The following is a 19,675-nucleotide window of genomic DNA, read 5'->3' on the forward strand; positions in this document are numbered from 1 at the left end:
TGAAACGCTAGCAGCGACCAGCATTTGGGCAGAAAAACTACCTTGCTGGCGCTCAGAGTATTACTAATGATTGCACCTAATTGCACCTAATTACACTTTAAGTAGTAGCAGCATATCCGCTCTGAAGCCGATGCATGATCGGTTTCAGTGCTGGATAAAGATCACGATAAAGCGCAAATAGGTGGCTATAGACGGCACTCGCAGCGGGGTCTGGCACAGTCCGGGCTACCAACGTTACCCAGCCTTTTTCAGCTGTTTTGTCATCAACCAATCCAATCCCGACGGCGGCAAGCAGCGCAGCACCCAACGCCGCTTCGACGTTTTCTTCAATGGTATAGACGGGATAGCCGGTCACATCGGCAATGATTTGCATCCATAAGTCAGAATGCGCTGCGCCGCCGACGACGATCAGCTTATTATCGAGTGACTGTGCGCCTTTTGCACCCGCCTCAATATTATGTTTAAGGGCAAAACTGACACCCTCCAATACCGCCCGATAGAGGTGCGCTCGCGTGTGGAATAGGCTCAGGCCGACGAAAGCGCCGCTGGCCTTGGCATCCCAGATGGGACTGCGTTCCCCCATCAAGTAGGGAAGAAACATCACCCCGTCCGATCCAGTTGGAATTTTTTCGCTTTTTTCTTCTAAGATTTGATATGCATCGCCGTGTTCGACCTGCTTCGCCGCCGCGATTTCGGCTTGACAAAACCCCTCAAGAAACCAACTTACCGAAGCACCGGCAGTTATAGCACCGCCAAAGATGTAGAGATCTTTTTGGCTATTATGCACATGCGGCATGCTAATCAAACCGTGGCGCGCATCGACTTGTTGATTAATATAGCCCCAGCACATGCTAGTACCGATCATGGCAACATGATTGCCTGCATGCGTCACACCAGCGGCAAAGGTCGCCACAGCAGCGTCCACCCCGCCAGCCACAATTGGCGTTCCGGCGAGAAGTCCCAGAAGCGTTGCTTGCTGTGGAAGAAGTCCTCCTACCACGTCATTTGATGCGACCAGACGCGCGGGCATCATATCCACGGGTATTTCAAGCTTTTCCAGCATTTCTTCGGACCAGCTACGTTGGCGCACGTCATATACGCCGCCAATGTTGCCCGCTGAACTGTGGTCAACCGCCACTTCGCCGCATAGCAAGTAATTTACATACGCATTCGGCGGCAGAAATAAGTGGGTCCGCTGCCAAACATCGGGCCGATTGCGCTTGATCCACAGCATTTTAGTGAAGCCGTAATAGCTATCGACCGAATTGCCTGTGATATCAAACAAGCGTTCCAACTCCACCGTTTGCTTGACCCAGTTCACTTCGTCATTCGCCCGGCGATCCATCCAGATCAAGCAAGGATGCAGCGGCTTCATCTGCACATCGACAGGAATCCCCGCGCCGCCGTAGAGGCTGCTGACACACACGGCCTTAATCTGCTCGGATGCCAGGCCACTTTTTTGCACCACTTGCTGGATGCATTCGATGACCGCGTCGAACCAAACCGATGGCCATTGTTCGGCCCAAAGCGGCTTCGGCGTATCGACCAGATAACTTCTGGCATGCTGGGCCACGATTGTGCCACTAGTATTCACCAGCAATGCCTTAGTACTTTGCGTGCCGATGTCGACACCAATAACGTAATCCATGCTTACCCTCAGACGGCAGTTGGTTTAAGCAATACTTTGATCGAATCTAGTGAATTGGCAAGCGCGAATGCTTGCTCCCAATCATCCAGCGGGAAATCGTGCGTGACGATCCCTTTCGACGTGACAAGCCCGCGCTGAAACAAATCGATCGAGACCGCGCAAACTTCAAAAGACGCGCACGCTGCAACAAAAAGGATGCGAGAAAACTACGAAGGGATTTAAGGCACTGGGGTAATTTCAAATACTTGTTGCAGATAATTTACGTAGGCCTCGTCGTCACACATATTTTTGGATGGCGTATCCGAGAGTTTCGCCACCGGCTGACCATTGCAGCGCACCATCTTCATCACGATTTGCAAGGGTATATAGCCCAGATCATTCGTCAAATTTGTACCCACACCGAAAGCGACACGGGCGCGATCTTTGAAACGCGAATATAAAGCCGTCACTTTGCCAAAATCCAGGCTGTCAGAAAATACCAGCGTCTTGGTCGCAGGATCAACCCGATTCTCCTGAAACTGTTGAATCATTTGCTCACCCCAATCAAACGGATCACCAGAATCATGACGCGCACCATCAAACAATTTGCAAAAATACATATCGAAATCACGCAAAAAAGCGGCCATTCCATACACGTCCGACAAGGCGATACCGAGATCGCCGCGATATTCTTTGGCCCACATTTCAAACGCGTAAATTTGCGAATCGCGCAGGCGAGGACCAAGCGCCTGACACGCCTGTAAATATTCGTGCGCCATCGTTCCCAATGGCGTCATTCCTAAGGTCATGGCGAAATAAACGTTGGATGTGCCTGCCAGATGGTCGGCAAAATCACGTTGCATGGTCAGCACAACTTCTTGATGCCAGGCTCTGGAAAAACGGCGTCGCGTACCGTAATCAGCAACCTTACAACCGGCCATCGCCGGATCATCTCGAATCAGCGACATTTTTTTGTATAGTCGCTGACGCCCTTCCGCAAAATTCGGTGTCTTTTGCGTAGCCCGAAAATATACTTCGTTCACAATCGCCAACACCGGTACTTCAAACAGAATCGTATGCAGCCAGGGGCCGCGCACGGATATATCTATTTCACCGTTATTTTCCGCAGATGGCTGCACGGTGATGTATTTTTGCTGGAGATGAAACAGGCTTAAAAAATCGACAAAATCGCTTTTGATGAACCGTAAACTACGTAAATAAGTTAGCTCGTCATCTTGAAACCGCAAGCGGCACAACCCGGCAATTTCATCGCGAATTTCATCAACGTAAGGCGTCAGATCGATTCCCTTATTGCGACACTTATAGCGATACTCCACTTGCGCTGCGGGGAAATGATGCAGCACGACCTGCATCATGGTGAATTTATAGAGATCGGTATCAAGAAGAGAGCGAATGATCATTGTTTAAGGATTTATTAAGGCGAGTGGAGTCATCAAAGTATCGGGCGAATCTTTTGCAGCCTAGGATGAACGTGCAACTACGTTATACCGCTAAAGCGCGCCGTTTTCGACGATTTTATGGATAACTTGATAGTTCGGTCTCAGTCGCCACACTGGGCGGCTTCTTACGGTCTGGCTCAAAAAAACACCAATAAATCTGCGGCCAGCGCGACTGAATGCTGGCCTCAATCTGATTAATAGCATCGACCATCGCCACAGCGGAAGGTTGCGGCCGCATTTCCGCCTGCACTGCAATCATCACCTGATGCCCCCATTGCAGCGAAATCAAATTCATTACGTGATCGATTTCCGGGCTGGCCTCAATATGCGCCTTGATCGCGGCGTGCAGCTCTGGGGCGGCTGATTCACCCGTGACCATGGCCTTGACCTCACGCATCACGACAACCGCTACCACCATCAGTAAAACACCAACCGCTATCGAACCGCAGGCGTCCCATAGCGGATTGCCGGTAATGACCGTCAGTACTACTGCCACAAACGCCAGCGCCAAACCGGCCAGCGCGGCAATGTCTTCGCCCGCTACAACCATCAGCTCGGATTGACGCGTTTCACGAAACCATCTGAAAAACGACTTGCCATGCGCGATCTTGCGGATTTCAATCATCGCGCCGCGCAACGAAAACGCCTCCAATACGACCGAAATCCCTAAAACCCCAATCGCCACCCAAGGATTATTGATCGGCTCCGGATTGCGTAAATGCTTAATCCCCTCCATCACCGAAAAAGCGCCGCCGACGAAAAACAACAATATTGCGACCATCATTGCCCAAAAATATACCACCCGGGCATAGCCCATCGGATGCGTGTCGTTCGCGGGGGTAGTGGCCTCTTTTAGTCCAATCAGCAAAAAAACCTGATTAGTGCAATCGGCCAGCGAATGAATCGCTTCTGCCAGCATCGCACCAGAGCCGGTAAATGCCGCAGCAACAAATTTAGCCAGGGCAATACCGCCATTTGCGCCAAGGGCATAAAAAATCGCCTTGGTAGAACCTTCCGAGTGGGATGCCATGATTGCGCTGCCGCCGTTCTTTATTAGAGTGGTTTGAGGTGAAAGTTGACACACTAGCCAATTTAATTAGCCTGCGCAACCGGCTTCAACATTGTCATTAAAGGCAAAAACAGCCAAATCGACAGAAAAACCAACAACAAAACACATTTTCGAAATTTCTGAGAACATGGGAATTACACAAAAAACCCGACTTTAGCGACTAAAACCACATTCTGAATTTGCTTATATGAATTCTATATAACCGCTGTTTGTAGGAAGCAGCGAATTACCTTAAAATACAGTGCTTTGCAACTACGAGCGTGTCGAGATTTTATTCAAACGATTTGCTGAGATGCTTTGCTGAAGTCCGGCAAAATCCCGGCAGCGTCAACACCGCGCGCGACCGCTTCAAGTAATACTTACAGATAGGACTGTTGTTATGACCCACGTTGTAACCGAATCTTGCATCAGCTGTCGCTATACCGATTGCGTGGATGTTTGCCCGGTTGATTGCTTCCGCCAAGGCCCCAATTTTCTATCAATCGACCCGGATGAGTGCATTGATTGCGCCGTTTGCGTCGCTGAATGTCCGGTTAATGCGATTTACGCCGAAGAAGACGTACCTGCAGATCAACAGCAATTCATCAAACTGAATGAAGATCTGTCGCGCTTCTGGCCATCGATTACCAAGACTATTCCACCGTTGCCAGAAGCTGACGATTTTAAAGACGTAACCGAGAAATTGCATCTTCTGCAGCGCTAGAGACTGGCAGACTACTAGCCGACGGCCGCAAGAATACGCGTTTTGCCACATTTTTGACCGAAACTGCCTGTGCCAAACATAGCGTTTTCCACAGCAGTTTGTAGCCCGAAGCTTTGATAGGCGACGGCGGCAAAATCGTCAAAAATCAGCCTGACAACGCTAGCACCACTAATCTTAGAATGCCAATCGTTACTGTAAAACAGCAATGTATTGGGGGACCCAACCCAAACAGGAAGCAGATAGTCGTATGGAAACCAGCACCAAGATAGATGCATCTACCCTACCCGTTATCAACAACGCAGGCAACGCACCGATAGAGGCGGATGCCGTCATCATCGGCGCCGGTCCGGTTGGTCTGTTTCAGGTATTCGAACTTGGTCTGCTTGAGATCAAAGCGCACGTTATCGACTCCCTTCCGGTAGTTGGCGGCCAGTGCGTCGAACTCTACCCAGACAAGCCAATTTACGATATCCCTGCGGTGCCAGTCTGCACCGGCCAGGAACTGACCGACAATTTGTTAAAGCAGATCGCGCCATTTGATCCGACTTTCCATCTAAGCCAGGAAGTCACCGTGGTCGAGCGACGCGAAGATAACCGCTTCAATGTGGAAACATCTGTCGGTACGCGGTTTATCACTAAAACCATCTTTATCGCTGCTGGCGTAGGTTCGTTCCAGCCGCGCACGATCAAAATTGATGGCATCGATCAGTTCAACGATTCCCAATTGTTCTACCGCGTCAAAGACCCACTGCAATTTCATGGCAAAAATTTAGTCATTTGCGGCGGCGGCGATTCGGCACTGGATTGGGCCTTGAATCTGGTCGGCAAAGCGGAATCAGTCGTACTGCTGCATCGTCGCGAAGACTTCCGCGCAGCGCCTGCCTCGGTTGCAAAAATGAAGCAGCTGTGCGAAGAATACGAAATGCAATTCTTGGTCGGTCAGGTCACAGGTCATGAAGTCAAAGACGGCAAACTGGCAGAAATCAAAGTTACTGGCCCTGATGGTGTTACCCGCCGTCTGCCGCTAGACACGCTATTGGTATTCTTTGGCCTGTCACCAAAACTCGGCCCTATCGCTGAGTGGAGTCTGGATATCGAACGCAAGCAGTTGAAAGTCGTCGATACAGAGAAGTTTGAGACCAACATTCCCGGCATTTTTGCGGTGGGTGACATCAATACTTACCCAGGCAAAAAGAAACTGATTCTGTCCGGTTTCCACGAAGCTGCATTGGCTGCATTTGGCGCAGCCCCGTACATTTTCCCTGACAAGAAGATTCACATGCAATACACCACGACTTCACCTAAGCTGCATAAAATCTTGGGTGTTGAATCGCCAGTGTTTGATTGATGTAATACAGTTGATGACAAAAGTTTTCTGACATAGCTCAGCAAAGCACATCGTACGGAACTATAAAACCCCCGCCAAGGCATAGCCTTCGCGGGGGTTTTTATATTGGCGGCATATTTCTATCGATAAGAACTGCTTGAACTACGCCAGTTTCACCGTAATTCTCAGTGATTTATCGTACGCACAAATTGCGATGGATATTGATGCAAATATGTCACCCAATAAAAAACCGCCCGTGATGCAGATTGCATCACGGGCGGTTTTAAGGTCAGCTGAATGAATACAGCTTATTGTGCGGCAGGTGCTGCTGGTGCTGCTTCAGCTTCTTGTGCAGCCTTCATCGACAATTTCAGACGGCCACGGTCATCTGTTTCCAGAACCTTGACGCGAACTTGCTGGCCTTCTTTCAGATAGTCAGCGACCGCATTAACGCGCTCATTGGCGATCTGGCTGATGTGCAACAAGCCGTCTTTACCTGGCAGAACTTGAACAATCGCGCCGAAGTCCAGCAACTTCAATACTGTACCTTCGTAGATCTTGCCAACTTCAACCGAAGCAGTCAGTTCTTCGATACGGCGTTTTGCTTCCTGACCGGCAGCGGCATCAACTGAAGCGATGGTAACAACACCTTCATCGCTGATGTCGATTTGCGTACCTGTTTCTTCTGTCAGCGCACGAATGACCGCGCCGCCCTTACCGATCACGTCACGGATTTTTTCCGGATTGATCTTGACGGTAATCAGACGTGGTGCGAAGTCTGACAATTCTGATTTAGTCCCGCTAGGAACTGCTTTTTCCATCTCGCCAAGAATATGGATACGGCCAACTTTAGCTTGTGCCAAAGCGACTTGCATGATTTCCTTGGTGATGCCCTGGATTTTGATATCCATTTGCAAAGCAGTGATACCGTTTGCAGTACCGGCAACCTTAAAGTCCATGTCGCCCAGATGATCTTCGTCACCCAGAATGTCTGTCAAAACAGCGAATTTGCCGCCGTCTTTGATCAAGCCCATTGCGATACCGGCAACGTGACCTTGCATAGGCACACCGGCGTCCATCAATGCCAGACATCCGCCGCATACTGAGGCCATCGATGATGAACCGTTTGACTCGGTGATTTCAGATACCAGACGCACTGAATAGCTAAAATCTTCCGGTGCTGGCAGTGCTGCCAACAACGCACGCTTAGCCAGACGACCATGACCGATTTCGCGACGCTTAGGTGTACCAACACGGCCAGTTTCGCCGGTAGCAAACGGAGGCATGTTGTAATGCAGCATGAAACGATCCGAGTATTCACCCATCAACGCATCGATCTTTTGCTCGTCACGGGCGGTGCCCAGAGTAGCAATGACCAAAGCCTGCGTTTCACCGCGGGTGAACAATGCTGAACCGTGCGTGCGCGGCAGAACGCCAGTACGAATCGTGATTGGACGCACAGTGCGTGTATCACGACCATCGATACGCGGCTCGCCATCCAGAATCTGCGAACGAACGATCTTGGCTTCCAGATCAAATATGATGTTACCGACTTCCGAGCTGTCCGGTGCAGGCGCATTGATCGAGCTGGCTTCAGCAGCTAACGCAGCCAAAACTTCGTTAGTCGCATCTTTCAGCTTAACAGTGCGCGCTTGCTTGTCTTTAGTTTGGTACGCATCGCGCAATTTGGCTTCAGCGAAATGGGCAACGCGTGCAATCAATGCATCGTTCTTCGGCGCTGGGCTCCATTGAATTTCTGGCTTGCCACCGTCGCGGACCAAATCATGAATAGCATTGATAACTGCTTTCATTTGATCGTGGCCGTAAACAACAGCGCCCAACATAACTTCTTCCGACAATTGCTGTGCTTCGGACTCAACCATCAGCACTGCCGCTTCTGTACCGGCAACAACCAGATCCAGCTTCGATGTTTTCAGTTGCGTAGTGGTTGGGTTCAGGACGTATTGACCGTCGATATACCCGACGCGTGCAGCACCGACCGGACCGGAGAACGGCACGCCAGAAACTGACAGCGCCGCGGATGCACCGATCATCGCGGCGATATCCGGATCGATTTCAGGATTGACCGACAGTACGTGAATAATCACTTGTACTTCGTTCATGTAACCTTCTGGGAACAACGGACGGATCGGACGATCAATCAGACGCGATGTCAGTGTTTCTTTTTCCGAAGGACGGCCTTCGCGCTTGAAGAAACCGCCTGGGATACGACCAGCAGCGTAAGTCTTCTCAACATAATCAACGGTCAACGGGAAAAAATCTTGACCCGGTTTGGCATCTTTACGTGCAACCACGGTAGCCAGTACAACGGTATCTTCAATCGACACCAATACTGCGCCGGAAGCTTGGCGAGCGATTTCGCCAGTTTCCAGCGTCACTTGATGCTGGCCATACTGGAAAGTCTTGGTAACTTTATTAAACACGGTATTTCCTTTCTAATTAGCCGACAGATTTTCAGGCGCTGTCGTCCACCTCACCACAGACGGTTGCATCACTTCTTACTGCGAGTGACTTCGCGTCTCCTTACAAAAACAACTAACGAATGCATGCGATGCGTTTCTTACAATCGAACTTATGCAGAAAAGTCTATTCGCCAAAAGCAAAAATGCCCGCATCAGAAACTGACGCAGGCATTTCACTTATCGATCGACCAACAACGTCGTCACGAAATATCGAAACAAAATGTTGAAAATCGATGACAAGCCTATTATTTACGCAAACCGAGTTTTTCGATCAGCGAGCGATAACGGTTCAGGTCTTTACTTTTCAGATAAGACAACAGGCTTTTACGACGGTTAACCATCATAATCAAACCGCGACGGGAATGGTGATCCTTAGCGTGTGCCTTGAAGTGACCGTTAAGGTCGTTGATACGTGCTGTCAACAAAGCGACTTGCACTTCTGGCGAACCAGTATCATTTTGGGCGCGAGCATTGTCAGCGACAATGGCGGCCTTAGCTGTTTTTTCGATAGTCATAGTACTTACCTTTTCACAAGCGATGTACAGAGTGGCAAAACCCCATATACCGTGAACATAAAATAAAACTGGCCTAAATTGACCAGAGGCGAAGTATATAGCAAAAAGCCCATTGGTTCAAATACTTAGCGTTCGGGGCAGGTCTGCACGACGATATCGGACAAGCATTATTATAGAGCTACTATTTAAATGGATTAAAACACTGTGTCAGACCGGATTCAGTACGCGTTATTGCGCGACGACGGTCATTTATCACCACAGGAGAACTCTCAAATTGGAGCAATCATGAAAAAACTCACTCTCGCCGCCGCTATCGGTCTATTGATCAGCGTTGCTGGTTGTGCAATACCTGTCACCCCCGGCGAACCGGAGCCGCAAGTCCTTAGCCGCCTAGGCAAACCTGACGCCACCTATCAAAACGGTAACGAACGGCTCCTTGAATACGGCCGTGGCGCTTTCGGACAGCAAACCTACATGGCTCATATCGGTGCTGACGGGAATCTAATTTCTTACGAGCAAGTATTAACATTGGCCAAATTTGCGACTATTAAAGTTGGCCAATCGACCAAAAACGACGTTTTGCGCACTGTTGGCCATCCGATCGATACCATTTTTTATAATCGCGTCAAGCTAGAGGGCTGGAATTATGGTTTCAAGGAAAGCGGTGTCTGGAATTCATTGATGACGGTGTACTTCGATCAGTCTGGTATTGTAGCCAAACTAGAAAATGGTCCGGATCCCCGCTTTGAACATTCGCGCTTTGGACTGTAATGTGGCAAATTTAAGTACCGGAACAATCAGGCGATGGCCGTAATAAATCAGCAGCCATCGTTTTTTGGCAAGGATAGCGCAAAAAACATCAACAAGACTCACTACCCCCGCTCTACAAAGAGGGGAAACGCATTTCATGGATAACGTTGCATTCACCGCAAAAACGTCATGCAAACCAGGAAAATAATGCCTACATCCCCTCCCTCCACGCTGCAGCGCATTCGCGCCATGCTAGTCAATACAGTGCAAGAATTTCTCAACCAACGTTGCGGCAGCAAAGGCGCTGCACTGGCGTTTTACACGCTGTTTTCTATGGCGCCGGTATTAGTCATCGCGATTGCTATCGCTGGCGCAGTATTTGGACCGAAAGCAGCACAGGGTGAAATATTTGGTCAGTTATCTGGCTTAATCGGCCCCACTGGCGCGGATGCGATTCAGTTATTACTGGCGGCTGTTCACAACAGTCGTTCAGGGACGTTTGCCACAACAATCGCCACACTAGTATTAATCGTGGGCGCAACCACGGTATTTGCTGAGCTTAAAGACAGCCTTGATGAAATTTGGTGTGTAAAGCGCCCGAGTGAGTCTGGCTTGATGAATTTGGTACAGACCCGGCTGTTATCTTTTGGGCTGGTATTGGTACTGGCATTTTTGTTATTAGTATCGCTGGTGATCAGCGCGGTATTGGCAGTTCTGCAAAATTACTGGGGCGGCCTTTGGAACAACGTTTCCCTTATTTTGACGCCAATAGCTGCGATATTTTCGTTCGCCGTGATTGCCAGCTTGTTTGCGTCTATCTATCGGTTACTGCCGCAAGTCAAACTACCCTGGCGCGATGTCTCCATCGGCGCAATCGGTACAGCCGCTCTGTTTATATTAGGCAAATTTTTAATAGGAATATATCTGGGCAATAGCGGCATCGCTTCCAGCTACGGTGCAGCTGGATCGATAGTCGCCTTATTATTATGGATTTACTACTCGGCCCAGATTTTCTTTTTCGGCGCGCAATTCACACGTCAATATGCGCTTAGCTTTGGCAGCTTACACAATCAACCCGCGCCCATAATTACTAACGAAGATCCACTCAGCGCGGGAACAAGCAGTTCCAATTGATGGAGTAAGTAATCGACTAAGTTAATCGACGTAAGGCTCCAAACCATTTTCGGACAAGCGCAAAATACGACCGCAACGACGTGCAAGCTCAATATCATGGGTAACAATCACAAACGCGGTCCCTAACGTTTGCGACAATTCCAACATCAAATCAAATGTCATTTGCGCGGTGGCACGATCCAAATTACCGGTCGGCTCATCAGCCAGTACACATGCCGGTTGCGTGACTAAAGCCCGCGCCAAAGCTACTCGCTGACGTTCACCGCCGGACAATTCACCCGGCACGTGGATTACCCGTTTGGAAAGGCCGACCCGCGACAATATCGCGTGCGCTTGCTCTTGTGCGTCGCTCCGCTTTAGGCGGCGAATCATTAATGGCATGGCGACATTATCCAGCGCCGAAAATTCTGGCAACAAATGATGGAACTGATAGACGAAACCAAGCGCGCTATTACGTAAATCTCCGCGCGCTTTCTCGCCCAAATTACTCAGATCCTTGCCTTGTAGAGTCACATTGCCAGTCGTAGGCGTATCCAGGCCGCCCAACAAATGCAGCAATGTCGATTTACCGGAACCCGAAGCACCGACAATCGCCACCTGCTCACCCTTTACGACATCAATATCAATTCCGCTTAATACCTTGACGGAGTAGCTGCCTTGGGTAAATGTTTTGCCCAAGCCGCGACTCGACAAGATAATTGGGTTCATATTTGGACCTGTATTGTTGCTGGTGCTATTGCCGTTGTTATTCTCATTTATGGGATTACTCATAGCGCAGCGCCTCCGCTGGCTTGACCCGAGCAGCCCACCAGCTCGGATACAACGTTGCGACAAAAGCCAGTATCACGGCCACGCCACCAATAGTCCCAACGTCAGGCCAACGTAAATCAGACGGCAATTCGCTGATTACATAAACACTCTTCGGCAAAAACTGCACGTGCAGTAAATGTTCTATTGCAGGGACAATGACATCGATATTCAGCGCTACAAGCACGCCAAAACCGACCCCGAGCGCGGTGCCAATCAATCCCACCAAAGCTCCTTGAATCATGAAAATCTTCATAATTGAGCCGGGCGAGGCTCCCAAGGTACGCAGAATCGCAATGTCGGCCTGCTTTTCAGTCACCGTCATCACCAATGTCGAGACCAGATTAAAAGCAGCAACCGCAATGATCAGCGTCAGAATAATAAACATCATGCGCTTTTCAGTTTTGACGGCAGCAAACCAATTACTGTTTTGTTGAGACCAGTCGCGCAAATAGAGATTGGGCGGCATGGTCTGCGCCAATTGCTGCGTCACTTCCGGGGCGCGCAACATATCAGTAATTTTTAAACGCAGGCCAGATGGCGCACTCAGACGGAACATCTTTTCGGCATCTTCGACTTGAATAAAGGCCAGCGAAGAATCATATTCAAAATGACCCGCCTCAAAAATGCCGACCACCGTGAATTGCTTTAATCGCGGGACCACACCGGCGGGAGTAACTTGCCCTTGCGGTGCCAACATGGTCACTTTGTCGCCTAAGCCCGCATGCAACCCACGCGCTAACTCAATACCCAGAACGATATTGAATTCACCAGCTTTCAAATCATTGAAATTACCTTGTTTAGTCTGCTTGGCGACGTCAGAGACTTTCGGCTCTTCGGATGGCAGCACGCCACGAATACCCACGCCGCGTACCTCGCCATCGCGCGTCAGCATCGCTTGCGCCTCGACATAAGGGGCGGCACCGATCACTTCTTTATTTTTAAACGCTTGCTTGGCGACATCTTCCCAGTTCGACATTTGGCCAGAGCCATCGAATACTTCGATATGCGCCAATACCGACAACATGCGGTCCCGTACCTCTTTTTGGAAACCATTCATTACCGATAACACCACAATCAATGCCGCTACGCCGAGAGCGATCCCGGCCATTGATATCAACGATATAAAGGAAATGAAGCTATTCCGGCCGCTACGTTTTCCTGCTCGCGTGTAGCGTATGCCGACTTGCCACTCAAACGGTAAATTTTTAAAAATGCTCAATGCAAGGCTCCCGAAATCAGCCAGCAGTTTGCCATAATTCAAGAGACCTTATAAGGTTTGTAACGAAATCAAACACTTAATCCATGTTTCATCACTGTTTAGAGCGCTTTATTAACTTCTCGAAAAAACGGAGATATCTAAAAAAATAACTAAAACACGATCGCTTTCAATCAGGCAACGTTATTTTATGATGCGCAGAGCATTCCGCCGATTACACCCCGGCTAACAACGCCGATGACGCTTCAACGAATATGAAAGTCTTTGTAATTTGATTTCCCATTAAAGGGCTGCATCACCACAATCTCAAAATATGGCGAGTTGAATGTTGATAATCAAGCGATGCCTTTTAGACAACCTGCGGATGAGGTCATGCTGGAGAGACGTATTAGCGACTAAGATTAGCAAATAAGTGCGGCTAAAGAATCCTAGCGTAAATATTAATGACAGTTTTACTTACTTCAGGCTAAAAATGGAAAACAGCGTCTTTCTCAGAGTCGAATTTATTCTACTTATCGCCTTTTCCATTGTCCTGCCAATCGGGATTTTTACCTTGATGCTGAAAAAACGTGCGATTTCCAGGATCACCGTTTTTTTATTTTCGCTCACACTGATTGTTCTGGCCGGTGTCAATGTCGTTTTACTAAGGCAATTGGCGCATCTGGCAACATTAAGTTCTGCGGCCATTGACAGCCATATATTTGCCTCTGAAATTTCGATAATGCTCTACCTGTTGCCCGCGGTGCTAGCGGGCGTCGGCGTCAACGTGATTTCTCACTTATTAATTGCCCATCTCAAGACTGCCGAAGAGCAATTTGACGAGAATCGCGTTAATAACTCGAATTGAAGCCATCACTAACGCGCCCCACCCACTAAGTTGCGTTGCGCGTCAATAATCAAAAACTCACGGTATGAAAGGGAATTTAAGCTCGTCCACCTTCCCGTAACGTTTTAATCAATAAATCTACAGTGATATCGCCACCGGATTCTTTATAGCGCTGCTGATACATCAGCGCCCCCACCGCGATCATGCGATACAATTCATCTTCCGATAACTTCATTGAAATTTTAGCGATTTCTGTTGCCAACATTTCAAGCAAATCGTCATAGTTAGCAAGCGGCGCCTGACGACTTGCACGACTCCACATAGCCATTATGTGCTCAGACTCCATGGTTTACCTCCTTGATAAAATTCCAGTATAGGAAATTTCGCCGAATTCGCCAGCCTTCCTGAGCCTGATTTTTTTCGCTAATTTTGCAGGCTATTCGTCCTCAAAAAATCAAGAAAAATGCTCCGACAAACATCCGTTTTAGTCCAAATCAGACAGTCCTCATAAAGCAGCCGTAAGCGCTTTCCACCCGATGCGCCAGATGCCCTACAATTCGGGGCATGAATCATCTCGACATCCTATTACCATTCGGCTTACCCCCAGCTGAACTAGCGCGCGACATATTGCGTGAATTAAACCTGCCTGCACTTGCCAAGCTGGTAGCGCGTGCCAAAAGCGGCAGCAAACAAGAGCAAGTTTTGGACGAATTTGCCCGTTCGCTGCCGCACGAAGCATGGCTAGCTACAAAGTTTGGCTTGGGAAATCCATCAAACAACGCAGACAGTCAACACTCCAGCCCGCCTATCGCTCCCGCTGCGATGCGTGCACTTGGATTGAATGTTGACGAAGGTCACTGGTTCGTCCTGCATCCGGCGCACATTCATATCGCGCGCGATCATCTGGTGTTGACCGATATCCGGCAGGTGACGCTATCAGAAGCCGATTCTCGTTGGCTTTTTGAAGAGGCCAAATCACTTTTCGATGAAGATAATCGGACGCTATTGTATGGCGATGCCAGCACCTGGTTTATACGCGCTGATGACTGGCTACATTTGCACACATCAACCCCCGATGCCGCCTGCGGCCATAACGTCGATATCTGGATGCCACAGGGCGAAGGCGACCGCGCATGGCGCAAACTGCAAAATGAAGTCCAGATGCAATGGTTTGAAAATAGCCTGAACGAGCGCCGCGCCGCATCTGGGATGCAAGCAGTCAATGCGCTATGGCTTTGGGGCGGCGGCAACGCGGCAATTGATTCTTCAAACGCGTCGGATCGCCCTTATAGCCATATTATCAACTTGCGCGGCTGGGCTAAGGCTTTTGGTCAATTGACGGCCAATAACGCCATCCTCAATTGCTCTGCCGAAGAGCTTATCGCCACACCCGGCGAGCGTGGATTTTTATTGCTGGATGGATTGATCGCGCCCGCCCTTACTGGCGAATGGTCCGAATGGATACAGCAATTACAGACAATGGAGCGCGACTGGTTCGTGCCCCTTTTACAAGCATTGGAAAACGGCAAATTAAAGCAACTTTCCCTGACGTTTACTGACAATACCCGAATGACAGAATTAACGACGACCGCGTTATCTCTCAAAAAATTCTGGGTGAAACCATCACTGGCAACGACTATGCGAGAAATGACGAAAGCATCGGCAGAGCACACCGGGGAGCCGACGCAATGACGCGCATTACCACCCGCCCCTACCCGTTTCGCGACGCAGAACGTCTGCGTCAAAGCGGTATCCATCCCGTACTCGCGCGCGTTTATGCTGCGCGTGGGCTGCTGGACGTAAAAGAATTAGAAAGTGAATTAAGCGCGCTCCATCCGCCGAGTGGGTTATTGCACATCGACGCAGCGGCCATTTTTCTGGCCGACGCCATCGCCGCAAAAAAGAAAATGGTCATCGTGGCCGATTACGATTGCGATGGCGCAACGGCCTGTGCAGTCGGTCTGCGCGGTTTACGTTTGCTAGGCGCAAACGTCGATTTCATCGTACCGAACCGCTTCGAATACGGCTATGGCCTGACCCCGGAAATCGTCGAACTGACCGCACGTGAAAAATCGCCGGATATTATTGTTACCGTCGACAACGGCATCGCAAGCATAGACGGCGTCGCTGAAGCGAACCGACGTGGTATTGAAGTCGTGGTCACCGACCATCACTTACCCGCCGCCACGTTACCGGCAGCGCGGGTAATCGTGAATCCCAATCAACCTGCATGCGGATTTCCCAGCAAGAATCTGGCAGGCGTCGGCGTGATGTTTTATGTGCTGCTGGCATTGCGCGCAGAAATGCGCAAACGCGGCGTATTCGATGCGCAGACGCAGCCAAAACTGGATGTACTGCTCGATTTGGTCGCACTAGGAACCGTCGCCGACGTCGTCAAACTAGATGCCAATAATCGAATTCTGGTGGCGCAAGGTTTAAAACGGATGCGCGCAGGACGGATGCATCCCGGCATCGCCGCCCTATTTCGTGCCGCGGGACGAGAAGCGCGTCGCGCCAGTCCTTTCGACCTCGGCTTTGCGGTGGGTCCGCGCCTGAATGCAGCCGGGCGTTTGGCGGATATGGCGCTAGGAATCGAATGCCTGACCACCGATGATGAAGGTCGTGCATGGGCCATCGCCCAGCAACTCGACACCATTAACAAGGAACGCCGGGATATCGAAGCGGGCATGCAAGACACTGCGCTCGCCTTGCTCGACAATTTTAGTCCGGCAGACAGCAATACCATCAGCGTCTTTGATGCATCCTGGCATCAGGGCGTGATTGGGATTGTGGCTTCGCGCTTAAAAGATAAATTTTATCGACCAACTTTTACCTTTGCGCCGGGTGGCGATGGCCTGATGAAAGGATCTGGCCGCTCGATTCCTGGCTTCCATTTACGCGATGCGCTAGATCTGGTGTCAAAGCACGCCCCAAGTCTGATCGAAAAATTTGGTGGACATGCCATGGCCGCCGGCTTGACGATCCGCACCGATGCGTTTGAAACATTCTCTGCCGCATTCGAAAAAGTCGGCTGTGCGTGGTTAGGTCAACATCAACTTGAACGCATCATTGAAACCGATGGTCCATTAGAAGATGCCTATTACACCACACAATTCATCGAACAAATGGAAGGGCAAGTCTGGGGACAGGGATTTGCGCCCCCAGTATTTTGCGATGATTTCAAAGTCATCAGCCAACGTATTCTGAAAGAAAAACATTTAAAACTCTTGCTGGAAAGAAATGGCAATCGTTATGATGCAATCTGGTTCGGCCACACCGATGCATTGGGCGGCCGCGCCAAAGTGGCGTTCCGACTCGACGCAAATGAATACAACGGCGTCACGAAAGTGCAATTGATGGTGGAGCACGCAGAGGCGCTAACCTAAAAACTTCTTGTCGACAGCAAATACAGCTACAACTGATAATTAGCTGGTAACTAGCGCGACGCCAGTCCTACCGGCGACATCTTTTTTTGACAGATAACGGCTCAGTTCACATCCTATGCCCCGATCGCATCCGTCGTTACATCGTATCCAAAAACCGCCAATGACAATCCAGCGTTTGCGGATAATTATCTGCGGCGTTGCGCTGCTATTGGCTGGCGTGGTGTGGGTCATGATTGCCATTCTAAAACCGGCAGTTCAACACACTATCGTGATCACTACCGGGGCCGATGGCGGCATTTATCGCGGCTTTGCCGAGCGCTATGCAAAGGTATTAAAACGCGAGGGCATTACGCTGGATATACGCCCTTCATCCGGTGCAGTAGAAAATTTTAAGCGTTTGACAGACGACAATAGCGAATATGAAGTCGGTTTCATACAGTCCGGTATCGGGGATGCGGCCAGCGCGCCGAATTTACAAACCATTGCTGCCGTGTCCTATGAACCGATCTGGGTGTTTTATCAGTCTAGCGCCACGATAGATCGCTTGTCTCAATTGCAGGGCAAGCGCGTCTCGATAGGGGTTCTTGGAAGCGGTCTGCAAATTGTAGCGAATGATTTGCTGAAGCAAAATGGACTCACCCGCCAAAATACCAAGTTACAAGAACTGGATTCTCGCAAAGCCTATCAGGCACTAAAAAACGGCACGCTCGATGCGGCATTTTTTATTGGCCGACCCGATGCGGAAATGCTGCAAACGCTGCTTAAAAGCGATCTCAAACTGATGAATTTCGTTCAGGCAGATGCCCTGGTGCGCCAGTTTCCGGCACTTTCCAAAGTGACCTTTCCGCGCGCTTCAACCAGTCTTGCCGATGATTTACCGCATACGGACGTGACTTTGCTGGCGGCGACCGCGTTGCTGGTCTCAAAAGACACTTTGCATCCGGCGTTAGCGTATTTGCTGTTGGATAGCGCCAATGAAATTCATGGTGGGCAAGATTACTTTACGCCACGCGGATATTTCCCCAATCAAAATGCCGAGGATTTTCCTGTCTCCGATGAAACGCGGCGCTATTTCAAATCAGGCCGTCCGTTCCTGCAACGCTATTTACCGTTTTGGCTAGCCAATTTCATTGAGCGCCGCTTCATCATTTTGCTGCCGTTCATGGCCCTATTGTTTGGCCTGTTGCAAGCTATCCCAAAGATGTACGCAGCAACGATGAAAAAGCGATTGGTAGTCTGGTATCGGGAAATAAAATCGCTGGAAGATGAAATTTGGGCCACCAAAAATCCGACCATCGATCAGGTTAATCAATGGCGTAATGAAATCGAAGAAATCGATGCCAATGCGAATCAAATTCGTATTCCGCAGCAATATTTCGGTGATGTATATGCGTTGAAACAAGCCATTAATGTCGTACGCGAGCGCATCATCAGCGTAGCAGCCGCCATCAGCCCAAATGCAGCCAGCGCCGCCGACTCAGTAGCAACGGATCAATTCTAAATTAACGCACCGGTAAAAACTGCAAGAAAGTCCCGCCTAACAAATTCTGTACATAGCTTATTCCAGCACGCCGGTACTTTTCCGTCACAACTACCGCCAGCAAATCAATCCGGCCGATGATCTTGCCGAACTCACGTTCAAAGCTCAAATTGTGCTCACTCTCCGAAATATCGTTGGATAACAGCAACAATTGGCCCGCAGCATTACGTCGAGAGCCAAGAATCCATGTCGCGATTTCTAGGTTGCGTGCGGCGTTATACAGATACTGGGCATTCAGACCATCAATCAAGTAAAAACTGGTTTTGCCGCCATGCGCGGTGACGATCATATCGGCTGTTGCATAAATAAACGCGGCGGCGCGATCCCCCTGAAAACCTTGATCCAGAGCCAGCGATAAAGCCAAAATATCGTGTTTACCTTGCAATTCTGGCCAAGGCTGACGCGTTTCTATCGCCACACGCACCCGTTTAACCGCTGCTTCACGACTGGTAGCAGTCTTTTTCCATTCAGCCGGATTGCGTCGGTATAGCTTATCCAATAAGCGATACAAGCTATCAAGGTTATCGCGCATAGCGAGTGTTGCCACGCGATTAACATCCGATTGCCCCAATTCCCCGGCACTTGTGGATGCGCCTTGCACTTCGCCATGTGGGGCGGGAGTGGGCGTGAACATCCCGCAACCAGCGACTAAAAATGCTAAACCAGCGCAAAGCATGACCGTACAAAAAGGAAGTTTTTGTGACTTTTTTAACATTATTAGATAAAGGCAATGGGGAAATCAGAAAAAGACGAGCCATAAAAATGGTGCAAGTAACGTCGGCAGATTGTAATCATGCCGCTCTCTGATAGCCAAAATTTCACAAAAGTT

Annotated in this window: 17 protein-coding genes and 1 pseudogene; 8 read left to right on the top strand and 10 right to left on the bottom strand. The window is 49.7% G+C overall.

What is annotated here, in order from left to right:
* Positions 1 to 97 precede the first annotated feature (97 nt).
* From C7W93_RS21335 to C7W93_RS21350, 4 genes and pseudogenes are all read right to left on the bottom strand, one after another.
* A complete protein-coding gene (locus C7W93_RS21335) occupies positions 98 to 1,648 on the bottom strand; it encodes an FGGY-family carbohydrate kinase (RefSeq protein ID WP_108442361.1) in 1,551 nt (516 codons plus the stop codon).
* An 8-nt stretch (positions 1,649 to 1,656) separates the two neighbouring features.
* A pseudogene (locus tag C7W93_RS25190) lies at positions 1,657 to 1,803 on the bottom strand (erythritol/L-threitol dehydrogenase); the annotation flags it as partial.
* Positions 1,804 to 1,866: 63 nt separating this feature from the next.
* Positions 1,867 to 3,048: a nicotinate phosphoribosyltransferase gene (gene pncB, locus C7W93_RS21345; RefSeq protein WP_108442362.1), complete on the bottom strand. Its 1,182-nt coding sequence runs from the start codon at positions 3,046 to 3,048 to the stop codon at positions 1,867 to 1,869.
* Between the two features lie 115 nt (positions 3,049 to 3,163).
* Positions 3,164 to 4,117 carry a cation diffusion facilitator family transporter gene (locus C7W93_RS21350; RefSeq protein WP_108442363.1) on the bottom strand — a complete coding sequence of 318 codons (954 nt, stop codon included), beginning with the start codon at positions 4,115 to 4,117 and terminating at the stop codon, positions 3,164 to 3,166.
* 418 nt (positions 4,118 to 4,535) lie between these two features.
* Between C7W93_RS21350 and fdxA the strand changes: the two genes are divergently transcribed.
* Positions 4,536 to 4,859: a ferredoxin FdxA gene (gene fdxA / locus C7W93_RS21355; RefSeq protein WP_108442364.1), complete on the top strand. Its 324-nt coding sequence runs from the start codon at positions 4,536 to 4,538 to the stop codon at positions 4,857 to 4,859.
* A gap of 247 nt (positions 4,860 to 5,106) precedes the next feature.
* A complete protein-coding gene (locus C7W93_RS21365; protein ID WP_108442366.1) occupies positions 5,107 to 6,207 on the top strand; it encodes an NAD(P)/FAD-dependent oxidoreductase in 1,101 nt (366 codons plus the stop codon).
* Between the two features lie 287 nt (positions 6,208 to 6,494).
* Here C7W93_RS21365 and pnp read toward each other — a convergent pair whose 3' ends face one another.
* Together pnp and rpsO are read right to left on the bottom strand one after the other, a co-directional pair.
* Positions 6,495 to 8,630 carry a polyribonucleotide nucleotidyltransferase gene (gene pnp / locus C7W93_RS21370; protein ID WP_108442367.1) on the bottom strand — a complete coding sequence of 712 codons (2,136 nt, stop codon included), beginning with the start codon at positions 8,628 to 8,630 and terminating at the stop codon, positions 6,495 to 6,497.
* A gap of 284 nt (positions 8,631 to 8,914) precedes the next feature.
* The gene (gene rpsO / locus C7W93_RS21375; protein WP_108442368.1) at positions 8,915 to 9,184 is read right to left on the bottom strand and encodes a 30S ribosomal protein S15; all 270 of its coding nucleotides are present in this window, start codon (positions 9,182 to 9,184) and stop codon (positions 8,915 to 8,917) included.
* Between the two features lie 285 nt (positions 9,185 to 9,469).
* Here rpsO and C7W93_RS21380 point away from each other — a divergent pair, with 285 nt between their 5' ends.
* On the top strand, positions 9,470 to 9,955 hold the full coding sequence (locus C7W93_RS21380) for a hypothetical protein (RefSeq protein ID WP_108442369.1): 486 nt from the start codon (positions 9,470 to 9,472) through the stop codon (positions 9,953 to 9,955).
* Positions 9,956 to 10,141: 186 nt separating this feature from the next.
* Positions 10,142 to 11,068 (top strand): YihY/virulence factor BrkB family protein, encoded by a 927-nt coding sequence (locus tag C7W93_RS21385; RefSeq protein WP_225869988.1) that lies wholly within the window; start codon positions 10,142 to 10,144, stop codon positions 11,066 to 11,068.
* Positions 11,069 to 11,089: 21 nt separating this feature from the next.
* Here the strand turns inward: C7W93_RS21385 and lolD are convergent, their stop codons facing one another.
* Together lolD and C7W93_RS21395 are read right to left on the bottom strand one after the other, a co-directional pair.
* Positions 11,090 to 11,776, bottom strand: coding sequence for a lipoprotein-releasing ABC transporter ATP-binding protein LolD (gene lolD, locus C7W93_RS21390; RefSeq protein WP_108442672.1), 687 nt, complete (start codon positions 11,774 to 11,776; stop codon positions 11,090 to 11,092).
* A gap of 55 nt (positions 11,777 to 11,831) precedes the next feature.
* Positions 11,832 to 13,097, bottom strand: coding sequence for a lipoprotein-releasing ABC transporter permease subunit (locus tag C7W93_RS21395; protein WP_108442673.1), 1,266 nt, complete (start codon positions 13,095 to 13,097; stop codon positions 11,832 to 11,834).
* A 469-nt stretch (positions 13,098 to 13,566) separates the two neighbouring features.
* Between C7W93_RS21395 and C7W93_RS21400 the strand changes: the two genes are divergently transcribed.
* Positions 13,567 to 13,941 carry a hypothetical protein gene (locus tag C7W93_RS21400; RefSeq protein ID WP_108442370.1) on the top strand — a complete coding sequence of 125 codons (375 nt, stop codon included), beginning with the start codon at positions 13,567 to 13,569 and terminating at the stop codon, positions 13,939 to 13,941.
* Between the two features lie 76 nt (positions 13,942 to 14,017).
* On the opposite strand, the gene C7W93_RS21405 is transcribed toward C7W93_RS21400, so the two are convergent.
* Positions 14,018 to 14,266, bottom strand: a complete 249-nt coding sequence (locus tag C7W93_RS21405) for a hypothetical protein (protein ID WP_108442371.1) — start codon at positions 14,264 to 14,266, stop codon at positions 14,018 to 14,020.
* Positions 14,267 to 14,484: 218 nt separating this feature from the next.
* On the opposite strand from C7W93_RS21405, the gene C7W93_RS21410 reads away from it, so the two are divergent.
* From C7W93_RS21410 to C7W93_RS21420, 3 genes are all read left to right on the top strand, one after another.
* Positions 14,485 to 15,612, top strand: a complete 1,128-nt coding sequence (locus C7W93_RS21410; protein WP_108442372.1) for a hypothetical protein — start codon at positions 14,485 to 14,487, stop codon at positions 15,610 to 15,612.
* Positions 15,609 to 17,306 carry a single-stranded-DNA-specific exonuclease RecJ gene (gene recJ / locus C7W93_RS21415; RefSeq protein WP_108442373.1) on the top strand — a complete coding sequence of 566 codons (1,698 nt, stop codon included), beginning with the start codon at positions 15,609 to 15,611 and terminating at the stop codon, positions 17,304 to 17,306. The genes C7W93_RS21410 and recJ overlap by 4 nt, the downstream gene beginning before the upstream one ends.
* A 160-nt stretch (positions 17,307 to 17,466) precedes the next feature.
* Positions 17,467 to 18,807, top strand: a complete 1,341-nt coding sequence (locus C7W93_RS21420; RefSeq protein ID WP_201747329.1) for a TAXI family TRAP transporter solute-binding subunit — start codon at positions 17,467 to 17,469, stop codon at positions 18,805 to 18,807.
* 1 nt (position 18,808) lies between these two features.
* Here C7W93_RS21420 and C7W93_RS21425 read toward each other — a convergent pair whose 3' ends face one another.
* The gene (locus tag C7W93_RS21425; protein WP_225869989.1) at positions 18,809 to 19,480 is read right to left on the bottom strand and encodes a hypothetical protein; all 672 of its coding nucleotides are present in this window, start codon (positions 19,478 to 19,480) and stop codon (positions 18,809 to 18,811) included.
* Between the last annotated feature and the right edge of the window lie 195 nt (positions 19,481 to 19,675).

It is taken from the genome of Glaciimonas sp. PCH181 (assembly GCF_003056055.1).
Lineage (GTDB): Bacteria > Pseudomonadota > Gammaproteobacteria > Burkholderiales > Burkholderiaceae_D > Glaciimonas.